Consider the following 21,869-nt stretch of genomic DNA (forward strand, 5'->3'; position numbering starts at 1 on the left):
CTTCCTTAACGACTTTTTGTTTCACCGATAAATTGCCGGTTTCTGCCTTATATTATAGGTTTGGATTTAACTTTGATATTTACAATCCATCCAATAATCGACACAGGCGAAAAAGCCTGAATTAAAAAACACTAAATTTGAAACTATGAAAAAGTTATTCCTTGCAGCCTTTATTTTTATTGGCGTTATGTCGATGCAAAAGGCTTCAGCACAAATCAACATAAGTATTAATATTGGCAGTCAACCAGCATGGGGGCCGGTTGGTTATGATCACGTAAGTTATTATTATCTGCCCGACATTAATTGTTATTATGATGTTTCGCGTTCTGAGTACATTTATTTAAATGGTCGTCGCTGGGTTTATGGAAGAGCATTACCTGGGCGCTACAGTAATTACAATATTTATAACTCTTATAAAGTAATTGTAAACAGGCAAACTCCTTATAGAACAAATAGTGTAGACATCAGAAGTTATGCCAAGTACAAAGGCCATCACAGTCAACCGATGATTCGTGATAGCCGAGATCAAAAATATTATCAAAACAAAGGAAATAAATATCACAAAGACATGCAGAGAAATCAAGGACACGATAATGGAAAGGGACACGATAACGGAAGAGGACACGACAATGGAAGGGGACATGGCAATGGAAGGGGATAATATCCAGAACACTTGATAGAAAAATGATAATGCACTTTCAGCAATTGAAGGTGCATTTTTTAATAATAGAAAATCATTTTTTTCTTTTCGCACTTTTCAATTCTGCCTCCCAGTCTAGAAAAGAGTCTTCCTCTGTGGCCATTTGGTTGCCAGCATTATTGACGGCAACAGATTGCTGCTGCTCATCAATTTCCAATAATTCTAAATTTAATTGTTGAATAAGTTCAACAAAAAAAGCAACTTTATCTTCAGGAATATTTACAATAAAAGATTGCATATGTACGTTTATTTTTCCTTATCGAAGATAAAACATTTACTCCTAATGTATTGAAAGAAAGTCCAGATTGCCTTTATGTCAAGCTGTTATCATTTTGAGCAGCAGTTTGACTTATAAATCTATTTGCCTTTTTTAATTTATGCCACATTGGTTTTTAAATAGTCGCTTCCGTTTATTTTCTTTTCACCGTGTTGACTCTCAAATGGTCATTTGTCAGACCTTCTATTCTCTGAGCAACCTGCGAACGGACTTTGACTTCAAGTAATTCGATTTGAATATGTTTCATTAGTAAAATGATTTTAGGGCCGTTGGTATTATAATAGCAATTTACCAATAGTTCCGTTTTGTCCGACGAAGAAAATTGTATTAGATACCTTGTTATACCTACACGTATTGAAAGATTGTTTGGAAATGTTTTTCCAGGTATTACCGCCATCTTTTGAAATATCTACACCGGTTAAACCACAGCATACTAGGGTGTTCTTATTGATGAAAATCACATCACTTCTGTAGCCGCCTGGAGCTATCTTAGGTAGCTGCCATGTTTTACCGTTGTCGCGGGAAAAACAGAAGCAACTATCATTGCGATCTGGTTGCATGAAGTCGCCGCCTACGATTGCTATATTATTTTTATAAACGTCAATGGCGTTGGCACCTGTGGTTTCTTTACCTTGCATAAGGGGCAATACAGCGATAGTATTTTTTGTAAAAAACTTACTTTTTGTTCCTCCGCTCACCAGATAAAAGCCATCTTTTCTTTGTAAGATAATATTAGAGCCGCTGGCAGCAAAAAATGCTTCTCCTTTTTGAACTTTCTTTGAAATATGTGTATTTATTGGAGTCCAGGTATTGCCGCTGTTTTTTGAAATGGCTAAAAATATTTTATTGCCTATTGGGTCACCTACGACTATTCCGCTCTTGTAATTACTGAAATCCATTGCATCCAAAAACATTCCCTTGGAATGATTGGCGTAAATAATTTTCCAATTACTGCCTCCATCCAACGTTTTTAATAAATAAGCTGGGGTATCAATGGCCATAATTATTGCCGTGTTTTTGGCAAGAGCCTGAATATCCCTAAAATCTGCCTTGTTGAATCCCTTCACTGTCAACCATTGCCAAGTTGTCCCGTCATCAGTAGATTTCGCAATTTTGCCGTTGCTGCCACTTGCCCAAATAGTATTTTTATTTATTATAGAAAGCCCTCGTAGATTGGTTTTTGTACCCTGGGTTATTATTCTTATCGTGCTTTTTTGCGCGAATAAGCTTAATGAACATAGCAATAAAAAAGGCAGCGCTATTTTTTTCATATTCATTATTTTTAGAGTATGTTTATCAAAGATAGCAGATACTGTGCTAAGGATTGATTTTCTCCTTTCTGGAAAGACTATCTTTGCGCCATGCAAATAAAAAACGCGTCTTATATTATCTCCAGTCCTTCCTATGACAAATGTCCAAAAGCGGATAAACCGGAATATGCTTTTATCGGTCGTAGCAATGTTGGCAAATCTTCTTTGATTAATATGCTCTGCAATAGGCAGGGGTTAGCTAAAACCTCCTCAACACCCGGTAAAACGCAGATGATTAATCATTTTCTGATTGAAAGTACGCGTAAAGAGAAAGCAAAAAAAGAATATTGGAATTTAGTCGATTTACCGGGATATGGTTATGCAAAAGTCGCTCAAAAAGAACGTAAAACTTGGGGTAAAATGATAGAGGACTACATTCGTAAAAGAGAGAATTTAGTCAATTTATTTGTGCTGATAGATAGTCGTCACAAGCCGCAACCAATAGATTTGGATTTCGTGCAATCCTTGGGCAAATGGGAAATACCATTTACTTTGATTTTTACCAAGTCAGACAAGGAAAAACCAGGTGTCGTTAAACGCAATGTGGAAGCTTTCACGGAATGGTTGCGTGAACATTGGCAATTTTTACCCCAGATAATTGTTACAAGTGCTACGAAGCAATTAGGCCGGGAGGAAATGTTGGAACTAATCCAGCAATGTAACCTCAGGTTAACAGGGGAGTAAAACGAAATTTTTGTAAATATTGCCATTTATTGGTACTTGCATTTTCAATTATTAACCGTTTTCATGTAACTTTCCGCCTCAAAATCTAATCATCTTTTCGATGCAAAAACATAATTTTAATTCAGGCCCGTCAATTCTTCCTCAGGAAGTGTTGCAGCAGGCAAGTGAAGCTGTACTCAATTTTAATGGTATTGGGTTATCTATTTTGGAGATAGGACACCGCACAAGTTGGTTTATGGAGGTTATTAACGAAGCGCGTGCTCTAGTTAAAGAACTAATGCAACTTGGAGACGATTATGACGTATTATTTTTGCAAGGCGGTGCGACGACACAGTTCATGCAAATACCTTATAATCTTCTTGGATCAAATGATACTGCTGCTTATTGTGATAATGGTATTTGGGGGGAAAAAGCAATTAAAGAAGCTAAAATTTTTGGTAATGTAAATGTGGTATCCTCTACGAAAGATAAAAACCACTCTTACATACAAAAGGACTTTTCTGTTCCTTCTGACAATACATACCTGCATTATACCTCTAACAATACTGTTGAAGGAACGCAGTGGCATACCACACCAAACGTTGATGTGCCATTGATTGCAGATATGAGTAGTGATATTTTTTCCAGACCAGTAGATTTTTCAAAGCATAGTTTGATATATGCCGGCGCGCAGAAAAATGCAGGTGCCGCCGGAGTAACTATTGTTGTTATAAAAAAGGATATTCTAGGCAAAACGGATAGAAATATTTCACCAATAATGGATTATCGCAAGCATATAGAAGCAGATGCTTTATTAAATACACCTCCTGTTTTTGCCGTATACGTGTCGATGCTTACTTTGCGTTGGATAAAAAAAGAAGGAGGTTTGGTTGAAATGGAAAGGCGTGCAAAAGAGAGAGCCACCTTGCTTTATAATACTTTGGATTCATTATCTGTTTTTGCGCCTATCGTGGCAAAAGAAGATAGAAGTTTGATGAATGCAACTTTTACGACCCAAAATAAGGAACTGGAAAATGTGTTTTTAGAACAATGTAAGCTAAATGGCATGATAGGTGTTAAAGGTCATCGAAGTGTAGGGGGATTGCGCGTTTCTATGTATAATGCAATGCCGATGACTAGTGTGCAGGCCCTGGTAGATTTAATGGTAGATTTTAACGAGAGGTATAAATAATTGCGAATTGAACGGCTTTTATGCAACCTTCGATGGATGCGGGATTTTAGAAACTTTCAATTTTTGAATTTTAAAATAAAAAAATGAGCTTGATTAAACCATTTAATGCATTACGACCGGTAAAACAATTTGCTAAAAAAGTTGCCAGCAGGCCTTATGATGTGTTGAATAGAGCAGAAGCCAAAACTGAAGCGGACGGCAATGCTGTTTCTTTTTTACATATCACAAAAAGCGAAATCGACCTTCCAGAAGATGTGGATATTCATTCTGCACACGTATATGAAAAAGCAAAAGAAAATTTACAGGCTTTTATTGATAACCATATTCTTTTTCCAGAAGAGAAACCTTGTTATTATATTTATCAATTAGTGATGAATGGTAAAAGTCAAACAGGTTTAGTGGCTGTAAGTTCTGTAGATGATTATGAAAATGATATTATAAAAAAACACGAGTTTACACGCCCAGAAAAAGAGAAGGACAGAATCAATCACATTGCCACTACCGGAGCACAAACCGGGAATGTATTTTTGGCTTATCGAAATGTTGCGGAAATTGATGACATTATTAATAGTTGGAAAATGCAACATGCGCCTAGTTATGATTTTGTTGCCGAGGATAATATAAGTCATACTATTTGGGTATTGGATGATAGAAAAAAGATGGAAGAAATTGCTGAATTATTTCAGCAAAAGGTACGGAACACTTACATCGCAGACGGCCATCATCGCGCAGCTTCGGCGGCAAAGGTGCGTCAACAATTAGGTGATAAGAAAACAGAACAAGCCGATTGGTTTTTGACTACTTTATTCCCAGCTAATGAGTTGCAGATAATGGATTATAACCGTGTGGTAAAAGATTTAAATGGGTTAGATGTTGCAACTTTTTTAAATAAATTAGAAGATAAATTTATCGTTGAAAAAAGTGAATTTCCAATAAAACCTAAACGCTTGCACGATATTGGTATGTACTTAAAAGGAAGTTGGTATAATTTGACCGCGAAGGAAAATACCTACTTTGATGATCCGATAGGTGTATTGGATGTAAGTATTTTACAAGAAAATGTTTTTACACCTTTCTTAAATATTGTTGATCAACGTACAGACAAACGTGTAGATTTTGTGGGTGGTATAAGAGGTGTGCAGGAATTGGAAAAGCGTGTAAATTCCGGTGAGATGGAAGTCGCGTTTAGTCTGTTTCCGGTGAGCATTGAGCAATTATTTGATATTGCAGACAGTGGAAATGTTATGCCCCCTAAGAGTACCTGGTTTGAGCCTAAATTGCGTGATGGGCTTTTGACGCATCTAATTTTTTAGGAACTTTAATTTGTAAAATATAAAAGAAATATAATGAAGAAATTGTTGTTATTACCGATTTTGTTGTTGGGTGTTCTAATGACGAATGCTCAAGCAGGAGTGGTGGATGCGCATAACCAGGCAATGAATAAAGCAAGATCTGGTAATCTTGATAAAGCGTTATCTATAATTAAAGATGCGGAAGTAAATTTTCCCAACAATGCAAGTTTATTGAAAGATGAATCGTTTATCAGTACAGCAAAAAAAGATTATACGAATGCAATAGCAGCAGGTAGAAAATTAATTGAATTGCCCGATGCGGATGAACAAAGTTATCAGATATTGGGCTCAGCATATAGAGCAGATTCTAAATATAGTGAGGCTGAAGACATTTATAAACGAGGGGTAGAAAAATTTCCCAATAGTAGTTTGCTTTATGCAGAATTTGGCCAAACTCTGAACGATAATAATAAGCCTACGGCAGCGGCAAAGGCTTGGGAGAAGGGTATACAAATAAATCCTTCAATCAGTAGCAATTATTATTTTTTGACCAAATATTATGCACAGCACAATAATCCTTTATGGAGTGTGTTGTACGGAGAAATTTTCATCAACATAGAGTCTTTTTCTCAACGTACACCGGAAATAAGAGATACTTTGTTTAATGAATACAATGCGCTTTTTGCAACAGATAATGTATTGCAAAATTATATTGATAACGGACAGCCTTTCGAAAGTGCTGTTGCGTCTACATTTGCACAATTTAAAGATATGGTTTCCAACGGGGTAACACCTGAAAGTTTATATGCTTTACGTGGGCAATTTATAGTAAGTTGGTTCAACAGCGACAACGCTAAAAAATTCCCATACAAACTTTTTGATAGACAGCAGCAATTATTGAAATTGGGGATTTTTGATGCATATAACCAATGGGTATTTGCTTCTTATAATGAAGATCAATTTAAGAATTGGGCGCAAATGAACCAAGGGATTGTTCAAGAGTTTTCTAAATTTCAGAAGGCTTCAATGTTCAAAGTGCCTGAAGCGCAATATTATGCACATAAATAAGTGCTATAATTTCAACCGGCCCTATTATAAAAGATAGCGATGCAGAAAATTTGCATCGCTATCTTTTTTTATATAGGAATTATTATTCTGCCATTGCCATCTGCTCGTCGAGGGCCTCGGATAGGCTAGTGAAAATCTCTTCGACCGAACCTTCGCCCGGAATACTTTTTACTTTATCAAATTGTCTGTAGTAATCAGCGACTGCTTCTGTTTTTTTGCGATATTCTATAATACGACCACGAATAACCTCTTCGTTTGCATCATCACTGCGACCACTAGTTTTACCTCTATGCAAAAGTCTTGAAACCAGTTCGTCTTCACTTACTTCTAATGCTAATACAATATTTATTTGTGCATTATTTAGTTTCAATAATTTATCTAAAGCCTCGGCTTGTGCTTCTGTACGAGGGAATCCATCGAACAAAAATCCTTTTGTTTTTTTATTTTTTTCGAAACAACTGCTAATCATTCCTATGACAACTGCGTCTGGAACTAGTAACCCACTGTCCATAAATTGTTTAGCCTCTTTGCCCAAAGGGGTTTGAGCCTCAATCTCACTACGCAGTAAATCGCCTGTGCTTAGATGTTTTATATCATATTTTTCAGCAATTTTCAAGCTTTGCGTTCCTTTGCCACTACCGGGCGCGCCAAATAAAATAACATTAAACATATTTCAATTTTGAATATAGATAAAAAGCAAATGTACAGATAAAATTTTAAACGAAAGGCAAGTATAGTCTATGCTAGCGCTAACGATTGTTCGCTTGCTGCGCTAGTTTTTCTTGTAATATTTCGGTTACTTTTTGGAGGTCCGCTTTCCCTTTACTTAATTTTTTTACCTCGCCCACGAACAAACCTATCAAACCTTTTTTCCCTTTGTTGTATTCATTTACTTTGTCTGGCATTTTAGTAATGGCGGCGTCAATCCATTTTTCCAGCTCATTGCTGTTACTGGTTTGCAACAAGTTTCTTGTTGTAGCAATAGTAATTGCAGATGCATTTTTATCCTTCAATAATTCTGGTAAAACTTGAGAGGAGGCAATGGAGAAGTTGAGCTTTCCATCTTCTATTAAAGCAATCGTTTCCGCAAGTTGCTGTGGTGTTAATGAAAGATCAGAAAACGTAATTTTGTGTTCATTGGTAAAATGCTTTAGTGGTCCTGTGATCCAGTTTGAGATCGCTTTATAATGTTTTGAATGAGGTAACACCTTTTCAAAATAATCGGCTATTTCTTTTTCTGCACAAAGTTGTTCTGCATCGTACTGACTTAAAGAAAATTCGTCTTGATATTTTTGCTGTAAATCTTTTGGGAGTGCCGGCAATTCTTTTTTTAATGACTGAACATATTGCTCCGATAAATGTAAAGGAGCTAAATCTGGTTCTGGAAAATACCGATAGTCGTTGGCTTCTTCCTTGTCACGGATGGCAAAAGTAGTATCATTATCTGCATTGAAACTACGCGTTTGCTGTAAAATCTTTTCACCTTTCTCTGTCATTTTCACCATTCTTTCAATTTCAAATTCTATGGCTTTTTTAATATTGCGTGTGGAATTGAGGTTTTTTACTTCGCAGCGGGTGCCTAGTTCTGTGTCGCCTTTTAAACGGATGGATACATTCGCATCGCAACGCAAACTACCTTCTTCCATGTTGCCATCAGAAATGCCAATCCAACGAACGATTTTACGAATTTCGTTTACATATTGCCAGGCTTCATCTGCTGTGTGCATGTCGGGTTCAGAGACTATTTCTACAAGTGGTGTGCCCGCACGGTTCAAGTCTACACAAGTACTATCTTCATAAATATCGTGCGTACTTTTCCCGGCATCTTCTTCCATATGAATATGATGCATTTGGATCTCGCGGGTGCCTATTTCGGTTTTTACGGTAATAGTGCCACCCACGCAAATGGGTGTGGTATGCTGCGTTGTCTGCCAACCCTTAGGTAAATCAGGATAAAAATAATTTTTTCTGGCAAAATAATTAAAGCGTTCAATCTCACAACCACATGCTAGCCCAAGTTTTACTGCATATTCCACCGCTTTCTTATTAAGCTTGGGCAATGTACCCGGATGAGCCAAAGTAATGGGACTGATGTGCGTATTCGGTTCTGCACCGAAGCTTGTGCTATCGCCACAAAAAAGTTTACTTTTTGTAGATAACTGTACGTGTATTTCCAAACCAATTACCGCTTCGTATTTTCCAAGAAGAATGTTTGACATAGCCGCAAAACTAATTATTAATGGATAATTATTAGTGAATAATTTTATATGGCAGGTTCTGTTGAAACAATACCCTTCGTATTTTTGTTAATAAGCAACAAATAGAAAATAATGACATGCAACAACATAGAAATAAGTATGTCAAATTTTTCCGCAAGTGTCGCGCCAAACATTAAAATGCCCATTGTGACGATGCCGAGTGTTAATCCGTAACGGGTGAGCTTACCGCCCATTAAAATTAGCAATCCTGTAGCCGCTTCTAAAAATGGTATAATATAGCACATGATTAATGTCGGAGGACCGGCAATAAATGTATGTTCAAACATAATAAGGTGGCTATGTGCAAAGAAATTGAGTTTTGGAAAGCGAACAGCACCGTGTACCAAAATGCTGATACCTATGGCAATACGAGTAGAATGATAGGCTAACTGTTGATTGGATATTTTCATGGTAAATTTTAATAGGAATTGAAAATAAGTATATAATACTGGCTAAAATAACATTAAAAATATTTTTTTTGCCCAATGCAACCTTTTTTAACAAAGATTCGTCTATATTTTTACCTACAATGAAATTAATACAAATGCATACAATCGATGACTTGATAGATGGCTGCAAAGCAGCAAATCGGTTGGCGCAGCAAAAGTTGTATAATCATTTTTCGGGAAAAATGTTCGCAATTTGTTTGCGATATGCTAAGGACCAAATGAATGCAGAAGATATTTTGCAGATAAGCTTTGTGAAGATATTTACTAAAATAAAGGATTTTAAAGGTGATGGTTCTTTTGAAGGATGGATGAGAAAAGTGGTTGTAAATACGGCGATTGAGCATTATAGAAAGAATATAAAGTTATTGCAAGTTGCCTCCCGTGAAAATGTTGAAGTAGATTTGGCTGATGATACAATCTTCGACAAGTTGGAGGTGAATGATTTACTTAAACTTGTCAACAATTTGCCGGATGGATACCGATTGGTTTTTAATATGTATGCTATTGAAGGGTATTCACACAAAGAGATTGCCGGCCTTTTGAAGATAAGTGAAGGTGGGAGCAAATCTCAACTGTCAAGAGCAAGACAAATTCTGAAAACAGAAATACAAAAAAGGGAGGTGAGTTATGCGAAAAATTACTGATAAAGATTTCGATAATAAATTTAGGAAGGCATTTGATGAAATGGAAGTGACGCCGCGGGCAGATTTATTTGCCGACATTGACAAAGGTTTGCATCAAAAGAAAAATAAGAGGCTGCCATTTTTTATAGCTGCAGCAAGCATTGCAGCGATTTTATCAATAGCCTTGTTGTGGGAAATGCAATTGCATGAACCTATTGAATCACAAAAAGTAGTTACTGTAAATAAAAATAAAACAAATGCAATTCATACGCCATCTATTGCAGAAAAAATGGCAACGCCAACCCAATCGGTTGCTAAGACAAAGGCGCAAAAAGCATCTTTAAAGAATTCTGCGAAAAAAATTCTACCTAAAATAATCAAGCAAGAAACACAACTCGTAAAGTCTCATGCAATGAAGACTGCTCCCGTCTTGATAGCCGATAAAGATACTGAAAAAGCAAATTTATTGCCGCCGACTGAGGTTGCAAATAATGTGGCTATTCAATCCAACAATACAAAAGAAGACATAAAAATGAGTACGGAAGAAAGGCAAATAAAAGTGGCGTTTGATTCGGCTTTGGTAGAAAGAGCAACAAAAAGAGATTTGGTGGCATCTAATAATTTACCCGCATCGCAGAAACGCACACGAAAAACTTTTTTATCCGGCCTATTTAAAAACTTGAAGCAAAAAGTATCCGATATTACAAGTGAGGTTGTTTCTTCAAATAGCGATTCGACTACTGTTAATTTAGGTTTTGTTGCCATTACTAAGTACAAAAATTAAAAAATATGAAAAAGATTATTGCATTGATGCTTACCGTAAGCTTCGTTGGCTGTTTATCGGCGCAAAAAACAACCACTATTAGTACCACCTACATTGATAGTAGTGGAAAAACCGTCACAAAAACCGTCACCACAGTTGCAATGAAGGATTCGCTTCACCGGGCCAATGCAGATGAATCGAATCGTCATCATAAAAAATCTATAGAATTTGGATTTAAGAATAAAGATAAATCGGCTTATTTTGGTATTAATCCCGGTTTCGGTTTTGGTTGGAATCGGTTTATTGATAACGGCAGCATCGGGGTAACTAAAAACAACTCAAACCTTACCTTAGATAAAGGCCCCGAGTTTATCTTTACTGTTTTAAAAGGATATGTAGATATAGCACCACATCATAGTTTGAGGATTTCCACGTCGCTGGGTTTCGACTGGAATACTTATCATTTTGAAAGAAATATTACCTTGAAAAAAGGACAAGATTCGCTGAGTTATACCATTGATGACAGTAGACATTTTACAAAAAATTTACTGCGTTCCACTTATCTTTTTATGCCTTTAACATTGAATATAAGACCGGTGAAAAAATCAGATTTTACCATTGCCGCAGGTGTGGAAGGGGGGGTGTTGTTGGGTGCAAAAACCAAACAAAAAAGTGAAGAAGACGGAAAGGTAAAAGTGCATGGAACATTCAACCTAAATCCGGTTCGTTACGGATTGTTTTTGGGCCTGGAATACCAGGAAATTGGACTATACGCAAAATATTATTTGTCTGATGTCTTTGCAAACGGGGAAGGTCCTAAAGATTTTAAAACGGTTTCTATTGGTTTAAGTGTCGGATTGTTTTAGAAAATTACAAAATAAGTTGTAGGTTGAGTATATTTGAAATGAATGTAGTTTCAAATAAAACCTCTGCAATGATTTATATATTCCTTTCGGCCATTATCGTCCTTCTTTTAATTGTTCTCTGGTTAAGTTTTAAAAGCCAAAGCAATTCCAAGGAGGATGATTTTTTATTGTTAAAAAATGCGATGATTAATCTTAATCAGGCAATAAAAGATTCCGAGCGGAATTTAAAAGACGAATTTGTTGTCAACCGGAAAGAAAATGCAGAAAATGCGAAAAATCTACGTGAAGAGATAGGCAGAGAGCTAAATAGTTTTACCAAAATATTTTCTGAGCAATTGTTCACTTTTCAAAATACAATCGAAAAGAATAATAAAGAAAACAGAGGTGAGCAGAAAGATTCACTTATCGATTTTAGTAATAAGCAAAGAGCTAATTTTAGTGAACTTCAGCAGAATTTGTCTACCCAAAGTGATATGACATTTACCAGGTTGGAGGCCATGCGCATAACGGTAGAAGATAAAATCACTCAACTGCGAGAGGGTAACGAAAAGAAGTTGGATGAAATGCGTAAAACTGTAGATGAGAAATTGAATGAAACCTTGGAAAAGAGACTGGGTGAATCCTTTAAGCAAGTAAGTGAAAGGTTGGAAAAAGTACACGAAGGTTTGGGGCAGATGCAGACGCTTGCGAGCAATGTAGGGGATTTGAAAAAAGTAATGACCAATGTAAAATCCCGTGGTGTTCTGGGTGAATATCAATTGCAAAACCTATTGGAAGACTTACTGACTAATGAGCAATATGAGAAAAATGTAAAGACGAAAATAGGCAGCGGAGCAGTGGTCGAATTTGCCATTAGAATGCCAAGTGGCAATAATTTTGAGAAGACTTTGTGGTTACCTATTGATTCTAAATTTCCCAAAGAAGATTATGAGTTATTGGTAGAAGCTTACGAAAATAGCGATGGGGAAAAGATTGAAATTTACCGTAGGGCATTCGTAAAAGGTATCCGGAGAAATGCGCAGGATATTCGCGAAAAATATATTGACCCACCTAATACAACTGAATATGGAATTATGTTCCTTCCTTATGAAAGCCTTTATGGTGAAGTGCTACGCACTCCTGGTTTGTTTGAACAATTACAGCGTGATTATAAAATTACCATTACAGGACCTACCACGTTAAGCGCCTTGCTAAACAGCCTGCAGATGGGTTTCAGAACATTGGCTATCGAAAAACGCAGCAGCGAAGTTTGGGATTTGCTGAGTGCTGTGAAAACCGAATTCGGGAAATTTGGCGATATGATTGCTAAAACGAAAAAGAAATTAGAAGAAGCTTCCAATGAATTAGGGAATTCAGAAAGAAGAACAAATGCAATAAGACGCAAATTGCAAAATGTACAAGAGTTGCCGCAAGAAAGAGCCAGCTTAATTCTTAATAAAGATAAAGATGAGAATCTTTCCGATGAAGATTTTCAGCGGGTTTAAATATTCTGTGATTAATGAAATTCACTTAACTTAGAGCCACAATTAATAACTAGACGCCCCGTTTAAACGATTTTTTATGTATTATAGAATATTTTCGCTACTACTTTTAGCCGGAATTACAGCGGTAAATGCGCAACAAAGGCAGGTGCTGACAAAAGATGATTATGCACGTGCGGAGCATCTACTTTCCTACAATACGAGTAAATATATCGACCACGGGAATGTTCGGCCCAATTGGATTTCCAATGATAGCTTTTGGTTTCGAGATTTGACAGCTAAAGGGAGTGATTTTATTTTAGTGGACGCTGCCAGGGGCAGCCGCAAAGCAGCTTTTGATCAACAAAAATTGGCTGCGGCCCTATCGAAAGCATCTGGGGAAAATTACGATGCAGATAATTTACCATTCAGAAGTTTTAGTTATGAACAAGACGGGTCTGCCATTCGTTTTGCCGTTGAAGGAAAGCTATGGCTTTATAATTTAAAAACCTTTAGCTGCGAACCTTACCAGCAAACTCTCGAAGGAGTTGCTATAAACAATGGCCATAAGTATGTTTCAAAAGCAATTTCTGTTACTTCAGGTGGGTACCCTTCGACAGATCGAAACATTGTTCCTTCCCCAGATGGCAAATTGTTTGCCTATATAAAAGATGATAATTTGTGGGTGGAGAATCGGGAAACCAAGCAACAAACACAATTAACGACAGATGGTGAAAAAGATTTTGGTTATGCTACCGATAATGCTGGATGGACCGGCAGCGATAAACCTATTTTAAGTTGGTCTCCTGATTCTAAAAAGATCGCCACGTTCAAACAGGATCAGCGCAAAGTGAGTAATATGTATTTGGTAACTACGAACGTTGGTGCACCAAAATTAGTTTCGTGGAAGTATGCTTTTCCAGGTGATAGCAATATTATTATGATTCATCGTGTAATTATAAATGTTGATACACCTAAAGTTATCTTCTTAAAAATTCCACCCGATCCACACCGAGCGACACTTAGCGACGATATTGCCAGCAGTGGGACATTTGATGATGTAGATTGGAGCCCTGATGGTTCACAATTGGCTTTTGTTTCTACGTCCAGATATCACAAACATGAAAAGGTGAGAATTGCCAATGCCAACACCGGGGATGTTCGAGAGATTTTCGAAGAAGACGTACCTACACAATATGAGTCAGGTTGGGGCGCGATCAATTGGCGTTATTTGCCAAAAACAAACGAATTTATTTGGTTTTCAGAAAGAGACAATTGGGGGCATTTGTATTTGTACGATGCTACCACAGGTAAGGTGAAAAATAAAATCACCAGCGGTGATTGGTTGGTTTCACAATTGATGAAAGTGGACGAAAAAAATAGAGTCATTTATTTTATGGCGCACGGCCTGGAAAAGGGAAATCCCTATTTCGCCCAGTTTTGCAGGATAGACTTTGATGGTAAAAATTTTAAGATTCTTACTCCTGAAATAGGCAACCACAGTATCAGCTTCTCTCCGGCAAAAGACTATTTTATTGATGATTATTCTCAACCCAATGTACCAGGCATTACCGTTTTGCGTGATATGAAAGGTAGACTTATTACCACCATTGCAAAAACAGATATCTCAAGGTTAATCGCTACAGGCTGGAAAGCCCCAACTCCCTTTAGTGTAAAAGCTCATGATGGTAAAACCGATATTTATGGATTAATGTTTACCCCGTCCGATCTTGACCCGAATAAAAAATATCCCGTCATAGACTATATCTATCCCGGACCACAGGGTGGAAGTGTTGGTAGTTGGTCTTTTATTGCTTCCAGGGGGGATGACCAATCCCTAGCGGAGTTAGGATTTATAGTAGTGGAGATAGAAGGTACAAGCAATCCGTTGCGTTCCAAAAGTTTTCATGACATGAGTTATGGTGATATGGCTGAAAATACTTTACCTGATCAGGTTTCTGGCATTCTGCAATTAGCAAAAAGGTATGCATACATGGACACCAGTCGAGTGGGTATTTGGGGACATTCCGGCGGGGGATTTGCAACAGCGGATGCAATGTTTACCTATCCGGATTTCTTTAAAGTGGGTATTGCGGAATCTGGTAATCACGATAATAGAAATTACGAGGACGACTGGGGCGATAGGTACAATGGTCCTATTTCAGACCAGACCTATAATGAACAAGCCAACGAGACTAAAGCAAAAAATTTAAAGGGGAAATTGTTACTTGCGCATGGGTTGATGGATAACAATGTGCCGCCACAAAACACGCTGCTGGTGGTCCAAGCATTAGAACGTGCCAACAAAGACTATGATTTAATTATTTTTCCCAATGAGCATCATGGTTATGGGCAGTTTTCGTATTATATGATGCGCCGCCGTTGGGATTATTTTGTTAAAAATCTAATGAGGGCAGAGCCGCCAAAAGAGTTTTTGTTGCAGCCAAAATATGAGTTTAGATAATTTCCTAAAACAAACTAATACTCCAGTTCGCATTGAAAGTTTTATGGGCATCCAAAGATAGGATGCCTTCTTTTCTTTCTAATTTCCCCGAAGTGTTTTCGCTATCGGCTATACCGTGCCATGGTTCCACACATACAAAGTCTGCATCTTTTGCACTCCAAATACCCATAAACGGAAAGCCCTTAAACTCAATGGTGACACCGTGAGGCGTTTTTTCACTTTCAATACTAATAGAAGTAGACTCTAATGTCTTAAAGACTAAGGCGTCATCGTAAAACAAAGACTTCTCTAAAGGAAGCTCATTTGTATTTTGTAGAAATATTTCTGGGTCCTCTTTTAATAACCCTTCTTTGTTTAAAGGATATCGAGCGGTATTTTCAAATCGGTTGAACGATAAAAAATAATTTTCGAAACGCGTTCCTTCCACCAGAGGCACCTTGAACGCGGGATGTGCACCAATGGAAAACCACATTTTGTTGCTGCCATTGTTTGTTACTGAGTAGGCAATATCAATTTTACTTTCTTGAAGTGTATAGGTGATAACCAATTCAAAATGAAATGGATATTTTAGTAAAGTTTCTTCATCGTTCTGTAACGAAAAGCTTATGCTGTCTGCCGATTGACGAATAACCGTAAACTCTTTATCGCGCGCAAAGCCATGTCTGCTTAGTTGATAGGTGTGGTGGTTAAAACTATATTCATTGTTCTTTAAACCACCCACAATTGGAAACAAAATCGGGCTTCTTTTTGACCAAAAAGAAGGGTTGCCATCCCACAAATAATCGAGGTGAGTATTCTTATTGTAAATGCTCTGTATCTCCGCGCCTTTTGTCGCTATTGAGATCGAGAGTATTTCATTTTCCAGCTTATACATAATGAATTTTGCAAATTATCTTTATCAAATAATTTTGTTATTGGAATGGAAGCGCCCCTTTAATCTTCTATTACGCGTTCGTCTTCTAAATTGGCGATTACACGACTGCTCCTTTTTTGAATAGGGTTTTCATGATTGTAATCAAATGTGCCGCGGTTGCGCAGCACATCCAAACATTTATAAATCGCTGCTAAAAAGGATTCGTGATTAGCTCGTCCTTTACCTGCAATGTCAAACGCTGTGCCATGGTCAGGGCTGGTGCGTACGATAGGCAGTCCTGCTGTATAATTAACACCTTCGCCAAGCGCTAAAGATTTAAAAGGAATGAGACCTTGATCGTGATACATTGCTAACACTGCATCAAACTTCTCATATTGCGCGTGGGCAAAAAAGGCATCAGCGCTATAAGGCCCAAATGCTAGAATATTTTTTTTATTTGCAGCTATAATAGCAGGTGTAATTATTTCTTTTTCTTCATTGCCGATTAAACCTTCGTCGCCGGCATGGGGGTTTAATCCCAGTAGGGCAATCTTTGGTTTATTGATGTCAAAATCTCTTTGCAAACTTTGTTGTATAATCTCTAATTTTGAAAGGATAGCTTGTTGCGTTATACTTGCGGCGACTTCTTCGATCGGTATATGTTCTGTAACGACGGCTACACGCATGTTTTCTGCTACCATCATCATGACCACATCTTTTTTATCGAAGCTATCGCGAAGATATGGTGTGTGTCCGCTATATTTAAAATTATCAGATTGAATCGTTTTTTTATGAATAGGAGCCGTTATCAGGCCTTCGATTTTACCTTCTTTCAAGTCTTTTACTGCAGCTTCCAACGATAAAAAAGCGTATTTTCCCGCTTGTTCATCATGCTGGCCAGGAACTATATTAACTTCTTCTTCCCAGCAGTTTACAATATTAGCTTGTTTTAAATTGGGTTTGGCGCCGTCTCTTAAAATTGAAAATTGAAAATTATTGTCTTGAACCGTTTTGCGATAAAAATTGATGCTTTTGCTATTAGCGTAAATAATAGGCGTACATATATCTAAAATACGGCTATCACTTAATGATTTAATAATTATTTCAATTCCAATACCATTTAGATCACCGCAAGTAAGGCCGATTACCGGTTTTGTTAATTCCTGACTCATTAAATTTCTAATTTTTATGGTGTAAATGTACCACTTTTCAAATTATGATTTTCAGTTTTACTATCTAACTTAAGCGGGTCAATATCCTCTTATTTTGATATGGACAAGGATGGCTGGGTAGTTTACTGTCGGAAAGACGATTTTCATTAGAAAAAATGGCCAATTTTACAAAATAATATATCATTATAAAATGTATTTGGATCACTTGATGATGTCCCGCGTGTTGTCGGCAGAGGAGGCAATAAGAAAATTGACCGGTATCTTTATGTGAATTATTGTTGCAGCCGCTTCTGCAAATGTGCAAAGCTACTATCCATTGAAGGACCTAATATTTTTTCGTTTAGCACTGCTCCAATTCTATCCCAAGGATACCAATTTAAATGTTGACGGAAGTACCACATTACGTGTACGCCTGGAGCTCTCCCATTACTCGATATTTGAAATTCACAAACTTGATCATTGGCTTTAGGAGCTTTCCATATCGTTTGTATGACACCCGGTTGTGCGTTGACAATCGTAATTTTATTGTAGCCAACTTCCGCCGTTGCTCCTTTCCCAGAACTATTTTTGGTCAGTATTTTTAAAGAATGTGTACTATCGAATAACCATTCGGGCCAACGACGCATATCGCTCAATAACGCATAAACGCTGTCCTTTGGAGCAATGAAGGTGCTGCTACGCATCACTGTAACCTCTGGAGGAAACAGCAATCCGATGCCGGTAATTAGAAGAAATAATGTAACAATGCTAAAGAGGGCCAATTTTAGTAATCGCATATTTTGAAAAGATAATCTATTGCTGCAAAATTAGCTTTTAAATCCCAGTATTATTCCCATTTAAATACTTTAATTGCAATGGCATAGACAATAATCCCCCAGATAAAAAGATTGCCTAAGTCGCGCCAACAACTCAATAGACTTGCCCCCTCAAATGAGATATTACGCATAGCATTGTTGAAGTGGGTGAGCGGTAAAATATTACAAAACGGTTGCAACCATTTTGGGAAATTGTCAATTGGGAAAAATGTACCAGCAAGTAAAAATTGTGGTAGTGTAAATAGGTTCGCAAAAGGAGGGATGGTGCTCTCACTTTTTGATAAGCCACTTACAATAAAACCACAGCCCATGAACACAATCAGTGCAAAGAAGCTAAGAAACATTATTTCTAAAAAGGTGATCCAACCGTGGACAAGCGTAAAGTCGAAAAAGACAACACCAATAATGATGATGATAATGGCCGCCAATAATTGAAACACGACCCTGCTCAAGGCCTCACCTAAAACAATGAAAGTCCTGGTAATAGGTGTAGCAAAGAATCTTTTTAAGACTAATTGTTGTCGTAGGTTAAAGAACAGAAACGCTACGCCGAAAATTCCGGCACTTAATAGAGAAAACCCAAGTTGTCCGGGCAATATAAAGTCTATAGTTCGATAAACGCGTCCTGGGACTTTTACGATATTGTCACTTACTGCGGCTATGCTGGCGGAATTGGGATATAGCGTTTTGTTTAATTCGTCAATCTCGGCATTTAGATAGGAACGCAAAATTGAAATACTTTGCGGGTTTACGGCATTGGACGTGATAATGCCAATTTCGTAAGTTGAAGGCCGTAATGCGTTTTTTTTGATGTCTAAAATGGCTGTGATGCGTCCCTTTTCTAAGTCTTCTTTTAGTTGTTCACCTGATTCTCTTTTTATATTAATTCCCGGTGCAGCTTCAATTTGCTGATATACTTGATTCGTTGTGTCAGCATTGTTTGCAATGGCAATATTTATTTTAGGGGCAGAAGAATTACCCAGGAAAGCAAATGCCAAAATAAAAACTAAGGGGAAACCTATACTAAAAACTACTGTAGACGGGCTTCTGAGCGATGAACGAAATGAACCCCTGGCAATTGCCAACATTGCCTTTAACTGACTATATTTTACAGACATAATTTTTACGAGAAAATTTTAATGCTGCAAATGTAACACGGAATGGCGAACTATGCGCGAGAAACACCGAAACGCCAAAAGCGATATTGTTAATGTTTTTATTAAAACTTTTACCGTATTTCGAATTCAAATGGCAGACGAGTCTGTGGTGTATTCATCATGGTTTGAACAGTTCTTATCCGCATTATATTTTTTGACATTTCGGGTCCAAGGGTTTTAGCCAGTATTTTTAAATTTACATCGCTATTGTTATCGTCACTATGAAATAGTTGGTCGAAAATGCTCTTTTTCTCAGGGTATTCACTGATGCGATAGTCTTTGCTTTTAATAAGTTTAGCCGCATATTTTATTGCATCGTTTAAAGACCCTAACGAATCAACCAACCCAATTTTTAGGCCACGTTCGCCCGTCCATACCCGACCTTGAGCAATACTATCAATATAGGCTACCGTTTTATGGCGACCTTCAGCTACGCGTTCTGTAAAGGTCTTGTAAATACTATCTACTGAAGATTGCATAAAATTTTTCTCTGGCTGTGTCAATGGGCGGGCAATAGAGCCCAGATCTGCATAAGGGCCCGTTTTTACGACGTCAAAGGTGAGCCCCAATTTATTTTTAAAGAAATCTTCCGCATTGCCGACAATGGAGAATACACCAATGGAGCCTGTAATGGTATTGGGTTCTGCAAAAATATAAGAACCATTGCAAGAGATGTAATAGCCACCGGATGCAGCTAAATCACCCATACTAATGATAACCGGTTTTACTTTTTTCGCTAAAGTTATTTCGCGCCAAATCATATCACTGGCGAGTGCACTGCCTCCAGGAGAGTTTACGCGCATTACAATGGCTTTAACGGAACTATCCTTTCTCAGTTTTCTTATCAGATTTACATATTTATCACTCGTTATTTTATCATTATCGTTACCTCCATCCACAATTTCGCCCTGTGCATAAACAACTGCAATTAAATCACTACCGGAAAATTTCTTATAATCAGCTGTTTCTGCGTATTTGTCTAAAGAGATAAAATTGATCTTATCGCTTGCTTTAGTTTTTAATAATTGATGAAAATCATTGTCGAGCTGATCAGTATAAATCAAACTATCCACTAATCCGTATTTAAGCGCATCGCCAGCTGTTTGAATGGCGCCGTTATTTGCTAATAAATGTAATTGTGTGGAGTCAATATTGCGACTTTTTGAAACGGCCTCCAATATTGTACTGTACAAATCACCCAACCAAACAGAAGTCTGTAATTTGTTAGGGTCAGTCATTTTAGTTACCCTAAAAGGTTCTGTTGCGCTTTTAAATTTCCCTGCAAAAAAGACTTCCGGTTGTATTTCCAATTTATCTAACAGACCTTTAAAAAACATCATTTGGCTGGCCATTCCACGCCATTCCAGGCCACCTTGTGGGTTCGTATATATTTTGTTTGCAGCCGATGCGACATAATAAGCTTTTTGTGTAATTGTCGCACCGTAAGCAATCACAAATTTTCCACTTTGTTTAAATTCTGAAATCGCCCTGCGCAATTCTTCACTTGAAGCAAAACCATTAGCATTTGTGGATGCTTGTATATAAATGCCTTTTATTTTATTATCCTCACGGGCATGATGAATCATTCTTATTACGTCGTACAAGCTGGGGGGTTGAGAGGTAAGTTTTTTAATATTTAAGTTTATGGATAAGGTTGGATTTTCAAAATCCAGGTAGGTCTTGGATAAATCTATGACCAATACACTATTGTCGTTTAAAACCGGCTTGTCGGAGCTGGATGCGGCAACACCGACACCTAACAAAATAAAAAAACCAATGACACAGAATACGATTAGCGCAAGAAGTGATGCGAAAAATATTTTAAAAAAACTTTTCATTTGTTCGTTGTTTTATATATTGGCCATTAAAAATAAGGATTTAGCCATTGCTCCTTATTTTTGCAGTTAAATTCAGGCGCATGTTACGTTGCAAATGTATAACTTATAGGAAGATATTTTAAATTATAAATTATGAATAAGGTTTATTTATTGATAGGCGGTAATATGGGCGACATGGCGGCAAGCCTGGCAATAGCAAAAAAGGAGATTACAAAGAGGGTGGGCAGGATTAATTTATCTTCTTCAATATATAAAACGGCCGCCTGGGGTTTGGAGAATCAGCCTGATTTTTTGAACCAAGTTTTGGCAGTCGATTCTGATTTGCAGGCTCAGGAAATTTTGAAAATCATATTGGATATTGAGTGTCGAATGGGACGTATTAGAGAAATGAAAAATGGTCCTCGATTAATTGATATAGATATATTGTTGTTTAACGAAGACATTATTGACGAAGAAAATTTAAAAATACCACATTCTTTTCTACACCGACGTAACTTTACTTTGGCTCCTTTAGCCGAAATTGTACCAAATATGGTTCATCCTGTATTGAAAAAAAGCATAATGCAGCTTTTGCAGGAAAGTCAGGATAGATTACCTGTCCAAAGGCTCTAAATGAATTTGATAAAATGTCGTCCAACTTAAAACTTGT

General features: G+C 37.3%; 21 protein-coding genes. 11 read left to right on the plus strand and 10 right to left on the minus strand.

Translation table 11 applies throughout. The features are described 5' to 3' along the window. Nucleotides 1-145: 145 nt before the first annotated feature. On the plus strand, nucleotides 146-661 hold the full coding sequence (locus ACQR30_RS17940) for a hypothetical protein (protein WP_429737173.1): 516 nt from the start codon (nucleotides 146-148) through the stop codon (nucleotides 659-661). A gap of 73 nt (nucleotides 662-734) precedes the next feature. Here the strand turns inward: ACQR30_RS17940 and ACQR30_RS17945 are convergent, their stop codons facing one another. Then, on the minus strand, nucleotides 735-938 hold the full coding sequence (locus tag ACQR30_RS17945; protein ID WP_429737174.1) for a hypothetical protein: 204 nt from the start codon (nucleotides 936-938) through the stop codon (nucleotides 735-737). Between the two features lie 314 nt (nucleotides 939-1,252). Next, the gene (locus ACQR30_RS17950) at nucleotides 1,253-2,248 is read right to left on the minus strand and encodes a WD40/YVTN/BNR-like repeat-containing protein (RefSeq protein ID WP_429737175.1); all 996 of its coding nucleotides are present in this window, start codon (nucleotides 2,246-2,248) and stop codon (nucleotides 1,253-1,255) included. 90 nt (nucleotides 2,249-2,338) lie between these two features. Here ACQR30_RS17950 and yihA point away from each other — a divergent pair, with 90 nt between their 5' ends. From yihA to ACQR30_RS17970, 4 genes are all read left to right on the plus strand, one after another. Continuing rightward, the gene (gene yihA, locus ACQR30_RS17955) at nucleotides 2,339-2,971 is read left to right on the plus strand and encodes a ribosome biogenesis GTP-binding protein YihA/YsxC (protein WP_429737176.1); all 633 of its coding nucleotides are present in this window, start codon (nucleotides 2,339-2,341) and stop codon (nucleotides 2,969-2,971) included. A gap of 100 nt (nucleotides 2,972-3,071) precedes the next feature. After that, on the plus strand, nucleotides 3,072-4,142 hold the full coding sequence (serC, locus tag ACQR30_RS17960; protein WP_429737177.1) for a 3-phosphoserine/phosphohydroxythreonine transaminase: 1,071 nt from the start codon (nucleotides 3,072-3,074) through the stop codon (nucleotides 4,140-4,142). An 83-nt stretch (nucleotides 4,143-4,225) separates the two neighbouring features. After that, on the plus strand, nucleotides 4,226-5,455 hold the full coding sequence (locus ACQR30_RS17965) for a DUF1015 domain-containing protein (RefSeq protein ID WP_429737178.1): 1,230 nt from the start codon (nucleotides 4,226-4,228) through the stop codon (nucleotides 5,453-5,455). 33 nt (nucleotides 5,456-5,488) lie between these two features. Then, nucleotides 5,489-6,502, plus strand: a complete 1,014-nt coding sequence (locus tag ACQR30_RS17970) for a tetratricopeptide repeat protein (RefSeq protein ID WP_429737179.1) — start codon at nucleotides 5,489-5,491, stop codon at nucleotides 6,500-6,502. An 82-nt stretch (nucleotides 6,503-6,584) separates the two neighbouring features. Here the strand turns inward: ACQR30_RS17970 and ACQR30_RS17975 are convergent, their stop codons facing one another. The 3 genes from ACQR30_RS17975 to ACQR30_RS17985 form a co-directional block, all read right to left on the minus strand. After that, nucleotides 6,585-7,172 carry an adenylate kinase gene (locus ACQR30_RS17975; protein WP_429737180.1) on the minus strand — a complete coding sequence of 196 codons (588 nt, stop codon included), beginning with the start codon at nucleotides 7,170-7,172 and terminating at the stop codon, nucleotides 6,585-6,587. Nucleotides 7,173-7,251: 79 nt separating this feature from the next. Continuing rightward, a complete protein-coding gene (gene gatB, locus ACQR30_RS17980) occupies nucleotides 7,252-8,721 on the minus strand; it encodes an Asp-tRNA(Asn)/Glu-tRNA(Gln) amidotransferase subunit GatB (protein WP_429737181.1) in 1,470 nt (489 codons plus the stop codon). A gap of 44 nt (nucleotides 8,722-8,765) precedes the next feature. Further along, entirely contained in the window at nucleotides 8,766-9,170 is a 405-nt protein-coding gene (locus ACQR30_RS17985) for a hypothetical protein (RefSeq protein ID WP_429737182.1), read from the minus strand. Nucleotides 9,171-9,289: 119 nt separating this feature from the next. Between ACQR30_RS17985 and ACQR30_RS17990 the strand changes: the two genes are divergently transcribed. The 5 genes from ACQR30_RS17990 to ACQR30_RS18010 all read left to right on the plus strand — a co-directional run bounded on the left by ACQR30_RS17990 (nucleotide 9,290) and on the right by ACQR30_RS18010 (nucleotide 15,385). After that, nucleotides 9,290-9,853 (plus strand): RNA polymerase sigma factor, encoded by a 564-nt coding sequence (locus tag ACQR30_RS17990; RefSeq protein ID WP_429737183.1) that lies wholly within the window; start codon nucleotides 9,290-9,292, stop codon nucleotides 9,851-9,853. After that, the gene (locus ACQR30_RS17995; protein WP_429737184.1) at nucleotides 9,837-10,616 is read left to right on the plus strand and encodes a hypothetical protein; all 780 of its coding nucleotides are present in this window, start codon (nucleotides 9,837-9,839) and stop codon (nucleotides 10,614-10,616) included. The genes ACQR30_RS17990 and ACQR30_RS17995 overlap by 17 nt, the downstream gene beginning before the upstream one ends. Nucleotides 10,617-10,621: 5 nt before the next feature. Continuing rightward, on the plus strand, nucleotides 10,622-11,461 hold the full coding sequence (locus ACQR30_RS18000; RefSeq protein ID WP_429737185.1) for an outer membrane beta-barrel protein: 840 nt from the start codon (nucleotides 10,622-10,624) through the stop codon (nucleotides 11,459-11,461). A 68-nt stretch (nucleotides 11,462-11,529) separates the two neighbouring features. After that, on the plus strand, nucleotides 11,530-12,945 hold the full coding sequence (gene rmuC, locus ACQR30_RS18005; RefSeq protein WP_429737186.1) for a DNA recombination protein RmuC: 1,416 nt from the start codon (nucleotides 11,530-11,532) through the stop codon (nucleotides 12,943-12,945). Between the two features lie 76 nt (nucleotides 12,946-13,021). Further along, nucleotides 13,022-15,385 carry a DPP IV N-terminal domain-containing protein gene (locus ACQR30_RS18010; RefSeq protein ID WP_429737187.1) on the plus strand — a complete coding sequence of 788 codons (2,364 nt, stop codon included), beginning with the start codon at nucleotides 13,022-13,024 and terminating at the stop codon, nucleotides 15,383-15,385. 4 nt (nucleotides 15,386-15,389) lie between these two features. Here ACQR30_RS18010 and ACQR30_RS18015 read toward each other — a convergent pair whose 3' ends face one another. From ACQR30_RS18015 to sppA, 5 genes are all read right to left on the minus strand, one after another. Then, nucleotides 15,390-16,259 (minus strand): aldose 1-epimerase family protein, encoded by an 870-nt coding sequence (locus ACQR30_RS18015; RefSeq protein ID WP_429737188.1) that lies wholly within the window; start codon nucleotides 16,257-16,259, stop codon nucleotides 15,390-15,392. A gap of 59 nt (nucleotides 16,260-16,318) precedes the next feature. Then, a complete protein-coding gene (gene pdxA / locus ACQR30_RS18020; protein WP_429737189.1) occupies nucleotides 16,319-17,410 on the minus strand; it encodes a 4-hydroxythreonine-4-phosphate dehydrogenase PdxA in 1,092 nt (363 codons plus the stop codon). A 272-nt stretch (nucleotides 17,411-17,682) separates the two neighbouring features. Next, on the minus strand, nucleotides 17,683-18,186 hold the full coding sequence (locus tag ACQR30_RS18025) for a hypothetical protein (RefSeq protein WP_429737190.1): 504 nt from the start codon (nucleotides 18,184-18,186) through the stop codon (nucleotides 17,683-17,685). 50 nt (nucleotides 18,187-18,236) lie between these two features. Beyond that, entirely contained in the window at nucleotides 18,237-19,343 is a 1,107-nt protein-coding gene (locus tag ACQR30_RS18030; protein WP_429737191.1) for an ABC transporter permease, read from the minus strand. Nucleotides 19,344-19,453: 110 nt separating this feature from the next. Continuing rightward, entirely contained in the window at nucleotides 19,454-21,220 is a 1,767-nt protein-coding gene (gene sppA / locus ACQR30_RS18035; RefSeq protein WP_429737192.1) for a signal peptide peptidase SppA, read from the minus strand. Between the two features lie 132 nt (nucleotides 21,221-21,352). Between sppA and folK the strand changes: the two genes are divergently transcribed. Then, nucleotides 21,353-21,832 (plus strand): 2-amino-4-hydroxy-6-hydroxymethyldihydropteridine diphosphokinase, encoded by a 480-nt coding sequence (gene folK / locus ACQR30_RS18040; RefSeq protein ID WP_429737193.1) that lies wholly within the window; start codon nucleotides 21,353-21,355, stop codon nucleotides 21,830-21,832. The last annotated feature ends 37 nt before the right edge of the window (nucleotides 21,833-21,869 follow it).

Origin of the sequence: Arachidicoccus sp. (genome assembly GCF_050436765.1) — a bacterium.
Classification (GTDB): Bacteria; Bacteroidota; Bacteroidia; order Chitinophagales; family Chitinophagaceae; genus Arachidicoccus.